13 protein-coding genes are annotated in these 15,138 nt (G+C 65.4%); 8 read left to right on the forward strand and 5 right to left on the reverse strand.

Annotation, left to right across the window (positions count from 1 at the left end):
- The first annotated feature begins 114 nt into the window (after nucleotides 1–114).
- Nucleotides 115–630 (forward strand): CGNR zinc finger domain-containing protein, encoded by a 516-nt coding sequence (locus ACH49N_RS34870; protein WP_358277267.1) that lies wholly within the window; start codon nucleotides 115–117, stop codon nucleotides 628–630.
- Between the two features lie 149 nt (nucleotides 631–779).
- On the opposite strand, the gene ACH49N_RS34875 is transcribed toward ACH49N_RS34870, so the two are convergent.
- Nucleotides 780–1,949, reverse strand: a complete 1,170-nt coding sequence (locus ACH49N_RS34875; protein WP_208960248.1) for an LLM class flavin-dependent oxidoreductase — start codon at nucleotides 1,947–1,949, stop codon at nucleotides 780–782.
- Between the two features lie 131 nt (nucleotides 1,950–2,080).
- On the opposite strand from ACH49N_RS34875, the gene ACH49N_RS34880 reads away from it, so the two are divergent.
- The 3 genes from ACH49N_RS34880 to ACH49N_RS34890 all read left to right on the forward strand — a co-directional run bounded on the left by ACH49N_RS34880 (nucleotide 2,081) and on the right by ACH49N_RS34890 (nucleotide 5,867).
- On the forward strand, nucleotides 2,081–3,406 hold the full coding sequence (locus tag ACH49N_RS34880) for an MFS transporter (protein WP_358277269.1): 1,326 nt from the start codon (nucleotides 2,081–2,083) through the stop codon (nucleotides 3,404–3,406).
- Between the two features lie 107 nt (nucleotides 3,407–3,513).
- Nucleotides 3,514–4,221: a TetR/AcrR family transcriptional regulator gene (locus ACH49N_RS34885; RefSeq protein ID WP_109333880.1), complete on the forward strand. Its 708-nt coding sequence runs from the start codon at nucleotides 3,514–3,516 to the stop codon at nucleotides 4,219–4,221.
- On the forward strand, nucleotides 4,218–5,867 hold the full coding sequence (locus ACH49N_RS34890) for an FAD-binding dehydrogenase (protein WP_358277271.1): 1,650 nt from the start codon (nucleotides 4,218–4,220) through the stop codon (nucleotides 5,865–5,867). Before ACH49N_RS34885 ends, ACH49N_RS34890 begins: the two co-directional genes overlap by 4 nt.
- Before the next feature lie 68 nt (nucleotides 5,868–5,935).
- Here ACH49N_RS34890 and sfnG read toward each other — a convergent pair whose 3' ends face one another.
- A complete protein-coding gene (gene sfnG / locus ACH49N_RS34895) occupies nucleotides 5,936–7,057 on the reverse strand; it encodes a dimethylsulfone monooxygenase SfnG (RefSeq protein ID WP_358277273.1) in 1,122 nt (373 codons plus the stop codon).
- 100 nt (nucleotides 7,058–7,157) lie between these two features.
- Here sfnG and ACH49N_RS34900 point away from each other — a divergent pair, with 100 nt between their 5' ends.
- From ACH49N_RS34900 to ACH49N_RS34910, 3 genes are all read left to right on the forward strand, one after another.
- The gene (locus tag ACH49N_RS34900; protein WP_358277275.1) at nucleotides 7,158–8,423 is read left to right on the forward strand and encodes an acyl-CoA dehydrogenase family protein; all 1,266 of its coding nucleotides are present in this window, start codon (nucleotides 7,158–7,160) and stop codon (nucleotides 8,421–8,423) included.
- Nucleotides 8,420–9,643 carry an acyl-CoA dehydrogenase family protein gene (locus tag ACH49N_RS34905; protein WP_358277277.1) on the forward strand — a complete coding sequence of 408 codons (1,224 nt, stop codon included), beginning with the start codon at nucleotides 8,420–8,422 and terminating at the stop codon, nucleotides 9,641–9,643. Before ACH49N_RS34900 ends, ACH49N_RS34905 begins: the two co-directional genes overlap by 4 nt.
- Before the next feature lie 90 nt (nucleotides 9,644–9,733).
- Entirely contained in the window at nucleotides 9,734–10,945 is a 1,212-nt protein-coding gene (locus ACH49N_RS34910) for an SfnB family sulfur acquisition oxidoreductase (RefSeq protein ID WP_358277279.1), read from the forward strand.
- Nucleotides 10,946–11,003: 58 nt separating this feature from the next.
- Here ACH49N_RS34910 and ACH49N_RS34915 read toward each other — a convergent pair whose 3' ends face one another.
- Together ACH49N_RS34915 and ACH49N_RS34920 are read right to left on the reverse strand one after the other, a co-directional pair.
- Nucleotides 11,004–12,479, reverse strand: a complete 1,476-nt coding sequence (locus ACH49N_RS34915; protein ID WP_358277281.1) for a DUF4185 domain-containing protein — start codon at nucleotides 12,477–12,479, stop codon at nucleotides 11,004–11,006.
- A gap of 165 nt (nucleotides 12,480–12,644) precedes the next feature.
- Nucleotides 12,645–13,340 (reverse strand): enoyl-CoA hydratase-related protein, encoded by a 696-nt coding sequence (locus ACH49N_RS34920; RefSeq protein ID WP_358277283.1) that lies wholly within the window; start codon nucleotides 13,338–13,340, stop codon nucleotides 12,645–12,647.
- A gap of 60 nt (nucleotides 13,341–13,400) precedes the next feature.
- Between ACH49N_RS34920 and ACH49N_RS34925 the strand changes: the two genes are divergently transcribed.
- On the forward strand, nucleotides 13,401–14,054 hold the full coding sequence (locus tag ACH49N_RS34925; protein ID WP_358277285.1) for a TetR/AcrR family transcriptional regulator: 654 nt from the start codon (nucleotides 13,401–13,403) through the stop codon (nucleotides 14,052–14,054).
- Here the strand turns inward: ACH49N_RS34925 and ACH49N_RS34930 are convergent.
- Nucleotides 14,018–15,097, reverse strand: a complete 1,080-nt coding sequence (locus tag ACH49N_RS34930) for a VIT1/CCC1 family protein (protein ID WP_358277287.1) — start codon at nucleotides 15,095–15,097, stop codon at nucleotides 14,018–14,020. The genes ACH49N_RS34925 and ACH49N_RS34930 overlap by 37 nt on opposite strands.
- Between the last annotated feature and the right edge of the window lie 41 nt (nucleotides 15,098–15,138).

Consider the following 15,138-nt stretch of genomic DNA (forward strand, 5'->3'; position numbering starts at 1 on the left):
CCGCAACTGCAGCCCGTGTAGGACACCACCCCTGTACTCGTCCGATGCCGCGATACTTCCCGCCAGGCGTGCTCGTGCCGTTCACTCATGGCTCCAGCGTGATGTAATGGCATTGTGCATCTCAACCCTTACGGGGAGTATGCGGTGGAACTCGCCGCTGATCTGGCGAATCGCCGACCCCGGACCATCGACGAACTGGTAACCCGATGCATCGAGGCCGGAGTCGTGGTCGATTTCCCGGTCTCCGAGGACGACCTCGGCGACGTACGTGCCGTGCTCGACCGGTGGGTGGTCATCGTGGACGCCGCACACGAGCAGGACCGCGCAGAGCAGGTCAATCTCCTCCTCGCAAAGGCGTCCGCCTACCCACGTCTGACCAACCACGCCGGCGACGGCTGGCATCTGCACTATCGCGACGACCAGCGTTCCCTCGCCGGAGTGCTCGAGGCACTCATTGCCGTCGGAACCGCATTGCATCTCGTCGGCCGAGGGATGAGCCGCCTCGGCCGGTGCGCGGTGGAGGAATGCACAGTGATCTATGCAGACACCTCTCGGAACGGGCGGCAACGATACTGCTCGCCTCGCTGCGCCAACCGGGACGCCGTCCGCCGTCACCGGTCGCGCTGCTGACGGCCCCCTTCGAGCTGACTGTCCTGGGGCGATCAGTGGCCGCTCGGCGAGATAGACCCCGGGTGTCTTCCCGTACACGGCGGCGCAGGTGCGGGAGAAGCTCCTCGGGAACTCGAGCAGCCGCGGTCATGCTCCCAGTCTGGCAGGACCTACCGACGAGAGGACAGGAACGCCGTCGAGCCCGACAGGTCGCCCGGGCGGTGGCTGCGTGGCTGGACGAGCCCGCGGCGCTCGAGAATAGGCCGCACACCCTCACCGAAGCGGTACGACTCCTCGAGGTGGGGATAACCGGACAGCACGAAATGGTCGAGTCCGAGTGCCGCGTATTCGGCGATGCGGTCGGCGACCTCCTCGTGCGAGCCGACCAGCGCGGTGCCGGCGCCACCCCGCACCAGTCCGACACCTGCCCACAGGTTGGGCGCCACCTCGAGACTCCGCGCGTCACTCGCCTGTGAATACGCGCTGCCTCCGCCGTGCAGCTCGCGCATGCGCCGCTGTCCCTCCGAGCCCGAGCGGGCGAGGCTCTGTTGCGCCTGTTCGACCGTGGCCGGATCGAGCGCTGCCAACAGCCGGTCGGCTTCGGCCCACGCCTCCTCGGAGGTGTCGCGGCTGATCACGTGCAGTCTGATGCCGTAGTCGAGCGTGCGACCCTGCACCTCGGCGAGGTCCCGGATCCACGCGATCTTCCCGGCGACAGCACTGGGCGGCTCACCCCAGGTGAGGTAAGTGTCGGCGAACTGGGACGCGACGGTACCGGCCGCAGGTGACGACCCGCCGAAGAAGATCGGTGGCACGGGATCGGGAATCCGCTGCAGCGAAGCGTTCTCGACCCGGATGTACTCGCCGGCGTAGTCGACCGGACCGTTGCCCGACCACAGACGCCGGATGACGTCGAGGAACTCTCCGCACCGTGCGTATCGCTGGTTCTTGTCGAGGTAATCGCCATACGTCCGCTGCTCGTGGTCTTCTCCACCGGTCACCACATTGAGCAGCAGACGTCCCTGCGACTGCCATTGGAACGTCGACGCCATTTGAGCGGCGAGCGTCGGGCTGAGCAAGCCTGGCCGCAATGCGACCAGAAACTTCAATGTTTCAGTGGTCTCCACCATCATCGCCGTCGTGAGCCACGCGTCCTCGCACCAGGCGCCGGTGGGAGTAAGAACCGATTCGAAACCGCTCGCCTCCGCGGCTGCGCCGATCTGGTTGAGGTATTTCAGCGTTGCGGGACGGTCCCCCGCCATCGAGCTTCCGTGGCCGCCTGCCATCAAGTTGCGGGAGTCACCGTAGGTGGGCAGGAACCAGTGGAAATGCAGAGACACGCGGGATCCTTGTCGACGAAGAGGGGCAGCGCTGCCCAGTTCATCAACCGGGCGGCCCCGGCGGGAGGGTTTCATTCACCGTGATTCGGAGGGTGAAGGCCGGCGGCGGACACCGATAACGTCACCGGCCCATGACCACGCTCTCCCAACCCGCCTCCTCGCCGTCGACCGAGTCCGACCTCGAGCGGCGCACGCGGTTACGCACCGTCGTGGCAGCCAGCCTCCTGGGCACGACAGTGGAGTGGTACGACTTCTTCCTCTACGCAACGGCCGCCAGCCTGGTCTTCAACCAACTCTTCTTCCCCGACCAGACCTCCTTCGTCGGCACCATGCTGGCTTTCGCGACGTTCGCAGTCGGTTTCGTGGTCCGCCCGATCGGTGGAGTCGTGTTCGGCCACATCGGTGACCGCATCGGGCGCAAGAAGACGCTCGCGCTGACCATGTTCATCATGGGCATCGCCACCGCCCTGATGGGCGTGCTGCCGACCGCCGAGCAGGTCGGCGTTCTCGCCCCCGTGCTGTTGCTCCTGCTCCGGATCCTGCAGGGGTTCGCCCTGGGTGGCGAATGGGCGGGCGCCGTGCTTCTCGCCGTCGAGCACAGCCCCGCGCGGCGACGCGGGCTGTTCGGGAGCATCCCGCAGATCGGCCTCGCCCTGGGTCTCGCACTGGGGACCGGAGTCTTCGCGGCCCTGCAGGTGATCTTCGACGACGCCCAATTCCTGTCGTACGGATGGCGAATCGCGTTCTTGCTCAGCCTGATCCTTGTCGTCATCGGCTTCGTCGTGCGACTGAAGGTCGAGGAGACCCCGGCCTTCCGGGAAGTGCACGAACTGCAGACGCGTTCCTCGGCTCCGCTGAAAGACGTGTTCCGCGGCCGCGTCCGCCGCAACACTGTGCTCGGATTGCTCTCGCGCTGGGGCGAAGGGGCCGCGTTCAACACTTGGGGCGTTTTCGCAATCACCTACGCGACGAAGAGTCTGGACTTCGCGAAAGTGCCCGTCCTGCTGGCCGTCACGATCGCGGCAGTCGTCATGGCGGCCCTACTTCCGTTCTCCGGGCTCTTGGTGGACCGCTACGGGGCCGCAAGGATTTACATCATCGGTATCACCGCGTACGGCCTGGCGGTGTTCCCGACTTTCGGCCTGTTCGGCACGGAGAACATGCTCTGGTTCACCGTCGCGCTGGTGCTGGTGTTCGGGATCATCCACGCTCTGTTCTACGGAGCGCAGGGCACCCTCTATGCAAGTCTCTATCCCACCGAGATCCGCTACACCGGGCTGTCGGTGGTGTATCAATTCTCCGGGATCTACGCCTCCGGTGTGACGCCGATGATCCTCACCGCCCTCATCGCAGTCGGCGGCGGCACCCCGTGGCTCGCCTGCGGCTACCTCGTCGCCACCTCGATCGTCAGCGTCGCCGCCACATCTGCGATCCGTAAGCAAGACCTCTACCTCTGACCCGGGCATCCGCGGCACTCACTCGGCACACCGACTTCGATACATCGGCGTATTCGATACGTTAGTGTATCGAGTGAGTCCACCGACCCCGGCGCAGAGGAGGGAACATGGCGACATCTTCTGCGCCCACCCCTCACCGTGCCACCGACGCGCCGCGAAGGGTGACGAAACGGCGCGGCCAAACTCGGCGGCGCCTGCTCGACGCAGCGGGCGAGGTGTTCTCGGAGAACGGGTTCGGGCGCTCGACGGTCGAACAGATCTGTGAGCGCGGCGGATACACGCGCGGCGCCTTCTACTCCAACTTCGCCTCCCTCGACGAGATGTTCTTCGCCATGTGGGAACAGCGATCCACCGCCATGCTCGAGCACATTCGACTGGCAGCCGAGTCGTCGGACATCGACCTGACCGATCTCCCGCCGTCGGAGAAGGTGCGTGCCGGTACCGCCCTCATACTCGACGTCGTTCCCGTCGACGACCAGTGGTACCGGATCAACGCCGAATTCACCGCGCATGCGCTACGTAATCCCGCCTTGAAGAAGGCCCTCGCGGCGCGCGAACAAGCGATCCTCGACACGATAGTGCCGATCCTCGAGAGTGCCCTAGGCCGACTCGGCCGCACCATTGTCGGCGACCCACAAACATTGGGCCGCGCCTTGGTCGCCGTACACGACGGCACCAGCGTCCAGTGCCTGATCGAGGACGCCAGCGCGTCCGCCCGGGAACTGCGCGTCGACCTGTTCACCCACGTCGTCACGGCATACAGCCGGCCCGACACCACCCCACCACGCACCGCCCGACAAGAGGAGTCTTCGTGACCGAACAGGCTGATGTCATCGTCGTCGGCGCCGGCTTGGCCGGTCTCGTCGCCACCTACGAAATGGTGAAGGCGGGCCGCAAAGTCCTGGTGGTCGAGCAGGAGAGTTCCTCGAACCTCGGCGGGCAGGCCTTCTGGTCACTCGGCGGGTTGTTTCTCGTCGACACGCCCGAGCAGCGGCGTCTCGGTATCAAGGACTCGTACGAGCTCGCGATCCAGGACTGGATGGGCACCGCCGCCTTCGACCGCGAACGAGAGGACCAGTGGCCCCGCCTGTGGGCGCAGGCGTACGTCGAGTTCGCCGCCGGCGAGAAGCGCCAGTACCTGCACGACCTCGGCCTGCGCCTGATGCCCAATGTCGGATGGGCCGAGCGCGGTCGGGGATCTGCACTCGGGCAGGGCAACTCGGTGCCCCGCTTCCACATCACCTGGGGCACCGGACCGGGTGTCGTCGAAATCTTCCTCACCCGTGTCATCGCCGCCTCACAGCGGGGGCTGGTCACATTCAAGCATCGGCATCAGGTCGACGAGATCGTCGTCACCAACGGCGCCGCCACCGGGGTGCGCGGCACCGTCCTCGAACCGTCCACCGAGCCGCGCGGGGTGAAGAGCTCGAGAACGGCGGTCGGGGACTTCGAATTCTCGGCGCAGGCGGTGGTCGTCACCTCCGGCGGCATCGGCGGAAACCCCGAACTGGTCGCGAAGAATTGGCCTGCCCGGCTGGGCAAGGCGCCCGAGAATATGCTCGCCGGGGTCCCGGCGCACGTCGACGGCAGAATGCTGGAAATCACCGAGAACGCGGGCGGCAACATCGTGAACCGCGACCGCATGTGGCACTACACCGAGGGCATCCAGAACTGGGACCCCATCTGGCCCAATCACGGGATTCGGATCATTCCCGGCCCGTCGTCCATGTGGTTCGACGCCAACGGGAAACGACTGCCCAGCCCCAACTTCCCCGGGTTCGACACCATGGGAACACTGGAATACATCATGAACAGCGGCCACCACCACACGTGGTTCGTGCTCGACCAGAAGATCATCGAGAAGGAGTTCGCGCTGTCGGGCTCCGAACAGAACCCCGACATCACCGGGCGGGATTTCAAGCTCCTCGCCGCGCGCCTGAGAAAGGGTGCGCCCGGACCGGTCGAAGCATTCAAACAGCACGGGGTCGATTTCGTGGTCCGCGACAACCTACGCGACCTCGTCGACGGCATGAACGCGCTCACCGACCAGCCCCTGATCAAGTACGAGGACCTCGAACACGAAATCGCGGCCCGAGACCGCGAGGTGAAGAACAGCTACAGCAAAGACTTCCAGATAATGGCTATCCACAATGCACGAAACCTTCTCGCCGACAAGATCACTCGCGTCGTCGCCCCACACGAGATACTCGCCCCCGAGAACGGCCCGCTGATCGCTGTCCGGCTGCACCTCCTCACCCGCAAAACCCTGGGCGGTCTCGAAACCAACCTCGACTCACAGGTCATCAAGCCGGACGGCACGCCGTTCGAGGGCCTCTACGCCGCGGGTGAGGTCGCCGGATTCGGCGGCGGCGGCGTGCACGGTTACAGCGCCCTCGAGGGCACCTTCCTCGGTGGCTGCATCTTCTCCGGGCGCGCCGCCGGCCGGGCCCTCGCCCGGTAGGCGGCTCCGCCGCTCGTGCGCCTTTCTGGTTGTTACTGCTACCAGAAAGGCGCACGGGCGCGAAGCGCCTACACTCCGGCGAGGGTCCGATTTCCCGACTCAGCCGCCTCGAGTTCGCGGACGAGCGGCAGGATCTTGGCGCCGAAGTATTCGATCTCCTCCTGGAAGTGGAGGAACCCGCCCAGAATAAGATCGACTCCGCGGCGGCGGTATTCGACGATGCGCTCGGCGACTTGCTCGGGTGTGCCGATCAGCTGGGTACGGAACCCGTCGTTGTACTGCACCAAATCTTCGAATGTCGAATCCGCCCACATACCCGATTTGTCGGCGGTGGACGCACCCGCTTGCTGGACGGCCGACTTGAACCCTTCGACGGCCGGCTTGTTGGCCTTGTCGATGATTTCCCGGAGGGTGTCGCGGGCTTCCTTTTCGGTGTCGCGGGCAATGATGAATCCATTGAGACCGAACTTCACTTCGCGGTTCGCCTCACGCGCATGCCGACGAAGGTCCACGATCTGCTCGGTGACACCGTCGTAATCCTTGCCGTTGGAGAAGTACCAATCCGCGTAGCGTCCTCCGTTCGCCCGGGCCGCGGAAGAGTTTCCGCCTTGGAACAGTTCCGGGTTGGGCCGTTCCGGCGTGTTCAACGGTTTCGGCTTCAGCGTGAAGTCGTGGATGCGGTAGAAGTCCCCGCGGAAATCGACGTCGTCTTCGGTCCAGATCTTGCGCAGCACTTGCAGGAACTCGGCGCTGCGCCGGTAGCGCTCGTCGTGTTCGAGCCAGGGCTCTCCGAGGTGGGTGAACTCGTCTTTGAACCAGCCGCTCACCACGTTCACCGCGAACCTGCCGTTCGACAGGTGATCTGCTGTGGCCCCCAGCTTCGCGAGTACGGCGGGCTGCCACAACCCGGGGTGCACCGCCGCGATCACCTTCAGCCGCTCGGTGGCCAGCAACAGCGCGAGACTGAAACTGGTCGACTCGTGCTGGAACTCCGCGCCGTAGCTCGCCTCGTAGCGCACCTGGCTGAGTGCGTACTCGAAACCGTTGTTCTCCGCCGTCTGGGCGAGCTTCTTGTTGTATTCGTAGTCCCAGCTCGTGCGCTGTTCGATGTCGGACGTGACCAGTCCGCCACTGACGTTGGGCACCCAGTAGGCGAACTTGATCTGATCGGCGATGTGTTCCGTTGACATACCCAGGATCGAACCTGTTCACCGCGGTGGCGCCCACCCTTCCGATCATGACGCGTGCAACCCTTCCTCCTTCCAGCGGAGGCGTGTGAGCTTCGCTGACATGACAGCCGTACAGGAGCGAAGAGCTGCTTCCCCGATCGCAAGCGAGACGGACTACAACACGCTCGCCAATACATTCCGCCCCATCTTCTCCGACATCGCCGAGGGGGTGGTGCAGCGCGAGCGCGACCATGTTCTTCCCTACGAACAGATCGACGCTCTGAAGAGAGCTGGTTTCGGCGCAGTCCGGGTACCCACGTCACACGGCGGTTTCGGCGCAAGCATTCCGCAGCTGTTCCGGCTTCTCGTCGAACTCTCCGCTGCGGATTCCAATGTTACGCAGGCCTTGCGAGGCCATTTCGCATTCGTCGAGGACCGTCTGGTGGCGGACGAAGGCGTGGACCGCGACCTGTGGCTGCAGCGTTTCGTCGACGGCCAACTCGTCGGAAACGCGTGGACGGAGATCGGGGACGTCGCCCTCGGGGAAGCCAACACCAAGGTCTCTCCCTCACCCGACGGTGATCACTTCCTCGCGAACGGCGCCAAGTACTACAGCACTGGGTCCATCTTCGCCGACTGGATCGACCTGTATTCGCAGCGCACCGACACCGGCGCTTTCGTCATCGCCGCCGTCGACGCACGCCAACCGGGTGTGACCCACAGCGACGACTGGAACGGTTTCGGGCAACAGACCACCGGTTCGGGCACGTCGACCTACGAGAACGCAGTGGTCCGGCCGGAGAACATCTTCGACTTCTCCACGCGCTTCAAGTATCAGACCGCCTTCTACCAGTTGTTCCACCTGGCGACTCTGGCCGGGATTGCCCGAGCTGCGACGGACGCCATTGCCGCACGCGTCGCCGCCCGCACCCGCACGTTCAGTCATGGCAACGCACCCACCTACGCTCAGGACGCCCAGATCCAGCAGGTGGTGGGTGAGGTGTCCGCTGCCGCGCACGCAGCCGAGGCCATCGCGATTCATGCCGCGGAGCCGGCGCAATGGGCCTATGAGGCCGCGTTCGGCAGCGACCCCGATGAGGAGAAGGCGGCCAACATCGCCGCCGAAATCGCCTCCGCGCAGGGACAGATCGCCTCGACGTCCCTCGTCGTCCCGGCCACGGCGAAGATCTTCGACGCACTCGGCGCCTCGGGTGTCGACCGTGGCTGGGGACTCGACAGGTTCTGGAGAAATGCGCGCACCGTGGCGAGCCACAACCCGGTGGTGTTCAAGGCGAAGGTCGTCGGCGACTACGAAATCAACGGAACCGAACCCATCTACGTCTGGGCCATCGGAACCGCACGGAACGACACAGGAGACCAGTCATGACAGTAACCACGGCAGATACAGTCTGGGCAGAGACCCCGGCCACGAGCGCAGAGTGGATTGCCCGTGCACAGGAGGTGAGCGACATCCTCGCCCGCGACGCCGTCGAACGCGACCGCGTCGGAGCCGCCCCCTACGCGGAGGTCCAGCTCCTCAAGGACAGCGGACTGGTCACCCTCCTGGGCCCCACCGAGTTCGGTGGCGGCGGACAGCGCTGGGAGACGGCGTATCAAGTGGTCCGGGTGATCGCCCGCGGCGACGGTTCGATCGGGCAGCTCCTCGGATACCACTACCTGTGGGCGTGGGCCGTGCGGCTCGTCGGCACCGAACCCCAGATCGGCGCGGTGGAGGAGCTGTACACCAGCAACAACTTCCTCTTCGGCGGTGCGGTCAACCCGCGGGACACCGACCTCACCATCGTCGACCGTGGCGAGACCCTGGTGTACAACGGCGTGAAATCGTTCTCCACCGGAGGACGTGCCACCGACCTCACCGTGCTCGAGGGCATCATCGAGGGCACCGCCACCCATGTGTTCGCCATCGTTCCGACCGCTCAGGACGGTATCGTCTTCCGCGGTGACTGGGACAACCTCGGTCAGCGTCTCACCGATTCCGGTTCGGTGGAAATCAATGACGTCGAGGTCGACTGGGCCGGCGCAGCAGGGTTCGTGGACAAGAAGTTCCAGCCCCTCGTCTACAACACGCTGAACTTTCCGGCACTCGAGATCGTGTTCGCCAACTTCTACGTCGGAATCGCCCGCGGCGCTCTCGACACCGCCGCCGAGTACACCCGAACACGCACCCGCCCATGGCCGTACGGGGGCGACAACAAGGAACTCGCCACCGACGAGTGGTACCTGCGTGAAGGCTACGGCGACCTGCAGGCGAAGCTGTGGGCGGCGGAGGCCTTCGTCGATCAGGTCAATCGCGAGTCCGACGCGGTCCTGCACGACGCACGGGAAAACCTCACCGAGCAGGCTCGCGGCGATCTCGCCGTGCGGATTGCCGCAGCGAAACTACGGGCTGCCGACGTTGCCCTCGAAATCGGAACGAGAGTCTTCGAGTTGACGGGTGCGCGCGCCACCTCCAACAGTGTCGGGCTGGACATCTTCTGGCGTAACGTGCGGACCCATACCCTGCACGACCCTGTGGCGTACAAGCGCCGCGAGGTGGGCGGCTACGTCCTGACCGGCGAGATTCCCGAACCTACTTGGTACACCTAAGATCTCGCACATCTACGTTTCACTGATCGCCGAGTCCGGCTACCTACATCCGGTAGCCGGACTCGGCACGTCACGACCACTCGGAGGATCATGACCGCCGTCCAGAACGCTCACCGGATCACCGACGAGGCGCAGGCCCTGGCCGTCGCCGCCGATCTCGCCGCACAATTCGCCGTCGACGCCTCGGCCCGTGACGCGGAACGGACACTGCCGCACGACCAGATTCGGGCACTGGCACAGTCCGGCCTTCTCGCGCTGAGTGTCCCGCGCGAGCACGGTGGAATCGATGCGCGAACGGAGACGCTTACGGAGGTGTTCCGCCTTCTGGCAGAATCCGATCCGAGTATTGCGCAGATCCCGCACAGCCACTACACGTTCCTCGAGGTGTTGCGGCTTCAAGGGACTTCCGATCAGCGCAAGTTCTTCTACAGCGAAGTTCTCGCCGGTGCGCAGTTCGCCAATGCGCAAAGCGAGCGCGGGACGACGACCATCGACGTCGACGCCACCACTCTGGTCGAGGAGGGCGCCGACTTTGTCGTCGACGGAACGAAGTTCTACAGCACCGGCGCCCTCTTCGCCGACTGGATCGCAGTACGGGCCACACTTACCGGGGCCACCACAGCAACCGGAAAACCGGCCAAAGCTGTTGCCTACGTCCCGAGGACCGCACCGGGACTCTCAATTGTCGACGACTGGGACGGCATGGGCCAGAGAACCACCGCGAGCGGCACGGTCACCCTCGAATCCGTGCGGGTGCCCGCGACCCATGTCGTGCCGTTCTCCCCAATCTTCGACGCACCCACCACGTACGGTGCGCAGGCGCAGATCCTGCACGCGGCCATCGACGTCGGCATCGCGTCCGCCGCGCTGAACGAGGCGGTACGGTCGGCACGTCGGGCGCGGCCGTACTTCGAAGCCGGTGTCGACGACGCCGTCGACGACCCCCTGCTCGTCCAATTGGCCGGTGAAGCATCGCTCGGGGTGCGGGCGGCCACCGCTCTGCTGCGAGAGGGGGCCCGGAGCATCGATGCCGCACGCAGAGACCTGACCGAATCGACGGCCGCCGTCGCCTCGATCGACGCGGCCGCTGCCAAGGTGGCGTCGGCAAGAGCGTCACTCGAGGCCTCGTCCGTGCTGTTCGAGCTCGGTGGCACGCGCAGTGCGTCGGAGTCGGGCAATCTCTCCCGTTTCTGGCGCGACGCGCGTACCCACACCCTGCACGACCCGACACGCTGGAAGATCCAGCACATCGGCCGGTGGACGCTGTCGGGGACCATTCCGCCCCGGCACGGGCTGCTGTAGGCCCTCCGGGCTCGTGAGCGGTTAAGGAGTCCGAGGACTCGTCAACCACTCACGGGCGCTAGCCGCCCAGCTTCGCCCTCATGAGGAACACGTTGTAGTCGGACCACGTCGACAGGGTGAAGTACAAATCCTCACCGCTCGACCACGGGTGGATGAAACCGCCGTACAGCTCCGGATATTCCATGGCGCTGACCATCGGGGCACCGTCCGACCATTCACCCTGCGGCGAATCGGACTCCCGGAGAACGATGGCCGCCTTGGAGGTGTCGAGGTAGGACATCTGCCACTTGCCGGTGGCCTCCTCGTACCGCACGGACAGTTCGCCGGCCGGCGCGTTCACGATGGGGGTGGCCTCGTTGAAACCACCGACCGGGGTCCAGTTTCCGTGCTGCCAGTACTGGTAGGCCGACTTGTTGAGCACCTGATCGGCGGGAACCCGCGCGAGGCCGATCGAACCCAGCCGGGTATTGGGGGTGCCGAACATGTAGACGAAGTCCCCGACCGGAACCATCGAGGCCACCTGGAATTTGGTGACACCGAAGATGTTGTCCCACTTGGCGTAGGGGTCCTTGGTCCACGTCGACCCGCCGTCGTCCGAGTAGGCGATGCCGCCATAGTTCGTCCACCACGTTGCGGGAATGCTGTTCCACGTCCGAATCGACATGTAACTCATGTACTGCCTGTTGCCGACCGCGAATCCCGACGTCGGAATGGTCGTGATCTCGACGTTGTCGAGTTTCCGGCTGTCCAGCAGTTCCGCCGCGTGACAACGGCTGTCCTGCACCATGCTGTCGAGGCTCATACCGTCTGCGAGGTTGCGGTCGGAACTGAAGCCGAGGACATTGCTGCGCCAGTCGCCGCCCTGGCCACCGGGCGGCATGAAGCCCTTGCCGACGGTGTCACCGAAGGCGACCGCGACCTGGTCGGGCGCAGTCTCCCACATGATGCCCAGGTCGGTGCCGTTGACCTGGTAGCGCTTGTCGGTCCGGCTGACGGAGCCGGCCCCGGTCACCTTGGCCACCCGGGTCACGTCCCCGATCTTCGGGGTTGCCGGAGCGGGGCTGCGGGGTGCTTCCTCGGTCGCGGGATGCACCAGCGGCGGCGGAGGCGGTAAGGCCACGTCTGCGCCGGGGACGGGAATGCCGAGGTGGAAGGGCGTGAATTTCACGCTGACATCCGGAATGTTCAACACGCTAGACAGGTTTCCCGGATCGAGCTCGGTGTCGTCGGTGAGGTCGGGGCAGGGATCCATGCACGGGTCCGCGGGCAGCGGCGGTGAAGCAATACGCGTAGGTTCTGTGGTGGGCGCCGGGTACGGAACGGTGGTGATCTTCGGGTACGGGATCGGAATTTCGAGCTTTTCCGGTATGAGCGAAGCGGTTTCGTTGGTGCTGTCGCTGGCGCACGAACCACTACCCGGCACCCCGTTGGACACCGTTTCGGGTTCGGCGCCGGCCGAGCTCTGATTCGAGTAGACGATCACGCCCGAACCGATAGCCACCGCCGCGAACGACGCGACCCATCTCTTCGACATCCCCGAACCCCTCCGCTGTCCACTCTTTCCGCGCGCAGGTCCGTCTCGGCCACACCTGGCGAGGGCAACTTAGCATCGACGGGTTACGTCCACCGATTCCCACACGCCATACCCGGGGGTAACATTCCGCGGCGTCGGCTGTCACTACAGGACGTCGTTACCCGTTCACTGGTGACCTGACGTCTCCGGCTGAGACAGCCCTTCCAGGGCCGTGCGGTAGAGGCGCTCCTTGATCGTTCGCAAGGTGGGGCCGGCCTTCGGCGCCAGCCCTGTCGCCAGTTCGATAGCGGCAGGGGCTACGTCGTCTTCCTGAGCTGTCCGGTCGACGATGCCGGCGGTCGCCGCGTCGGCGCCGCTGTATCGGCGGCCCGTGGTCATGGCCGCATTCGCGGTGGAGACGGGAAGTTTTGCGCGAATGAGGTCGGTCATGCCGACGGAGAACGGGATCTGGATATCGACCTCGGGGAAACAGAAGTAGCCGCGGTCGGCACGCATCACGCGCTGATCGTGTGCGAGGGCGAACATCGCGCCCGCACCGAAAGCGTGGCCCTGAATCGCCGCGACCGTGGGTACCCCGAGTCCCAGCACCCGGGCGAACAAGGCCTCCACGCGTGCGCTGAAGCCGGGGATCGCATCCGCGTTGGCCATCAGCCATTCCAGGTCGAGCCCGTTGCTCCAGAACTTGCCGGATGCCGTCGTGACGAGTGCGATCGGCCCGCTTTCGGCCGCGACGACATCGAGCTGCGATTCGACGGCGTCGAGCCAGTCGGGATTCATCCGGTTCTCGTCCGAGCCGAGATGCAGGACGAGAACGTCGCCCACCCGGTTCAGTGCCGGACCAGTTGTCGATGAGAAAGTCATTTCTAGAAACTATATTCTAGAACTGGAGTTGTCCAGCGGTCGATCTGAGAGAATGCGCACATGGCCCGGACGACGTTCTCCACTGATGACCTCCTCGACGCCGCCCGCGAGGTGATACTCGAGCGCGGCCCCCGAGCGGCGACCATCACGGCGATCGCTGCCCGGGCCGGTGCACCGACCGGTTCGATCTATCACCGCTTCGCGTCCGTCGACGAGTTGCTGGTACGCGTGTGGCTACGGGCGGTACAGCGCACCCAGCAGGTGCGGCCCGACGGAAGCGACACCGCCGGTGATCCGGTCGAGATGGCCGTGCAGCTCGCGCTCGCGTTCTACGACCACTGCGTCGAGACGCCGCAGGACACACTCCTACTCGATCGCCTACGCAGGGAGGACGTGCTGCACCTCGATCTCGACCCGGCACTGCGAGCGGAGGTCCAGGCCACCGACAGAGACACTGCCGCACTCATGGGCGCACTGACCCGAAACGTGTTCGGGCGTGCGGGCCGAAGAGAGTCGGACCTCGTCGTGCTCGCCGTCATCGACCTTCCGCACAGCTTCGTGCAGCGTTATCTGCAGTCGGGGAAGAAGCCGCCGCGCAGTCGTCGCGAAAAGCTACCCGACGCTGTCCGCGCGGTGCTGACGGACCCGAATGTCCCCGCAGAAGGTCCCGGCGAGTCTCAGCCGCCCGTCCCGAACAGCATCCCCAGCACGTAGGTCGCGGCCGCGGCGCCGTAACCGATTGCCAGCTGGCGTAGAGCCCGCTTGACGGGTGGGCCACCCGAAAGCAGCCCGACCACCACACCAGTTCCGAGTAGCGCCACGCCGACGAGCGCAGCAGCGACGAGGAGCGCTGCGGTGCCCTCCAGCCCGAACAGGTACGGCAGTACCGGAATAATGGCACCTGAGGCGAAGAAACTGAAACTCGCCGCGGCAGCACCGATGCCGGTGCCGACGGCCTCGTGCTGGTCGACGCTCTCGGTGGCAGGTTCAGGGTGATACGTGGTCTGCAGCACCTCGTTCGCGCGGTTCTCTGCCTCCTCCACCGACATTCCGCGCGCCCGGTAGACGAGGGCAAGTTCGTTGGCATCGACGTCGAGGAGAGCCACCGCCTCACGGGCGGCACGCCCCGGCGTGGAGGCCTCGAGCAGCTCGCGCTGCGATCGGACCGACACGTACTCGCCTGCTCCCATCGAGAGTGCGCCGGCGAGCAGACCCGCAAGACCGGTCAAAAGAACGATCGAATTGGAGACGCCGCTTCCGCTGATGCCGAGCACGAGCGCCAGATTGCTGACCAGACCGTCGTTGGCACCGAACACGGCGGCACGGAAGGTGCCGGAGAGCCGATTCCGTCCCCGCGCAGCCAGTGCGCGTACCACTTCTTCGTGGATGCGTTCGTCGGCGCCCATGGCATCGGTCGCGTCGACGTCCGTCGGATAGGGCGATCGCGTCTCCGCGCGCTGTGCGAGGGCGAGCACGAACACCGAGCCGAATCTTCTCGCGAGGACACCCAGGATTCGAGTCCGGAGGTCACCGCGCACCGGCTTGCCGACGTGCTCCCCGAGGAGCGTCCGCCAGTGCGCTTCGTGACGACCCTCGGCATCGGCGAGTGCAAGGAGGATCGCGCGTTCCTCACCCGTTCGACGCTTTGCCAGGTCCCGGTAGACCGCCGCCTCCGCGCGCTCGTCGGCGAGATAGCGACGCCATTTCCGGATGTCCTGGGAACTGGGATCCGGTCTGGCACCGGAATCGGACACCATGCTCAGCCTCCGATCGTCGACTGTCAGAAGGATACCGAGGC

Origin of the sequence: Rhodococcus sp. NPDC019647, from assembly GCF_044389235.1 — a bacterium.
In the GTDB taxonomy this organism is placed as follows: domain Bacteria; phylum Actinomycetota; class Actinomycetes; order Mycobacteriales; family Mycobacteriaceae; genus Rhodococcus_F; species Rhodococcus_F oxybenzonivorans.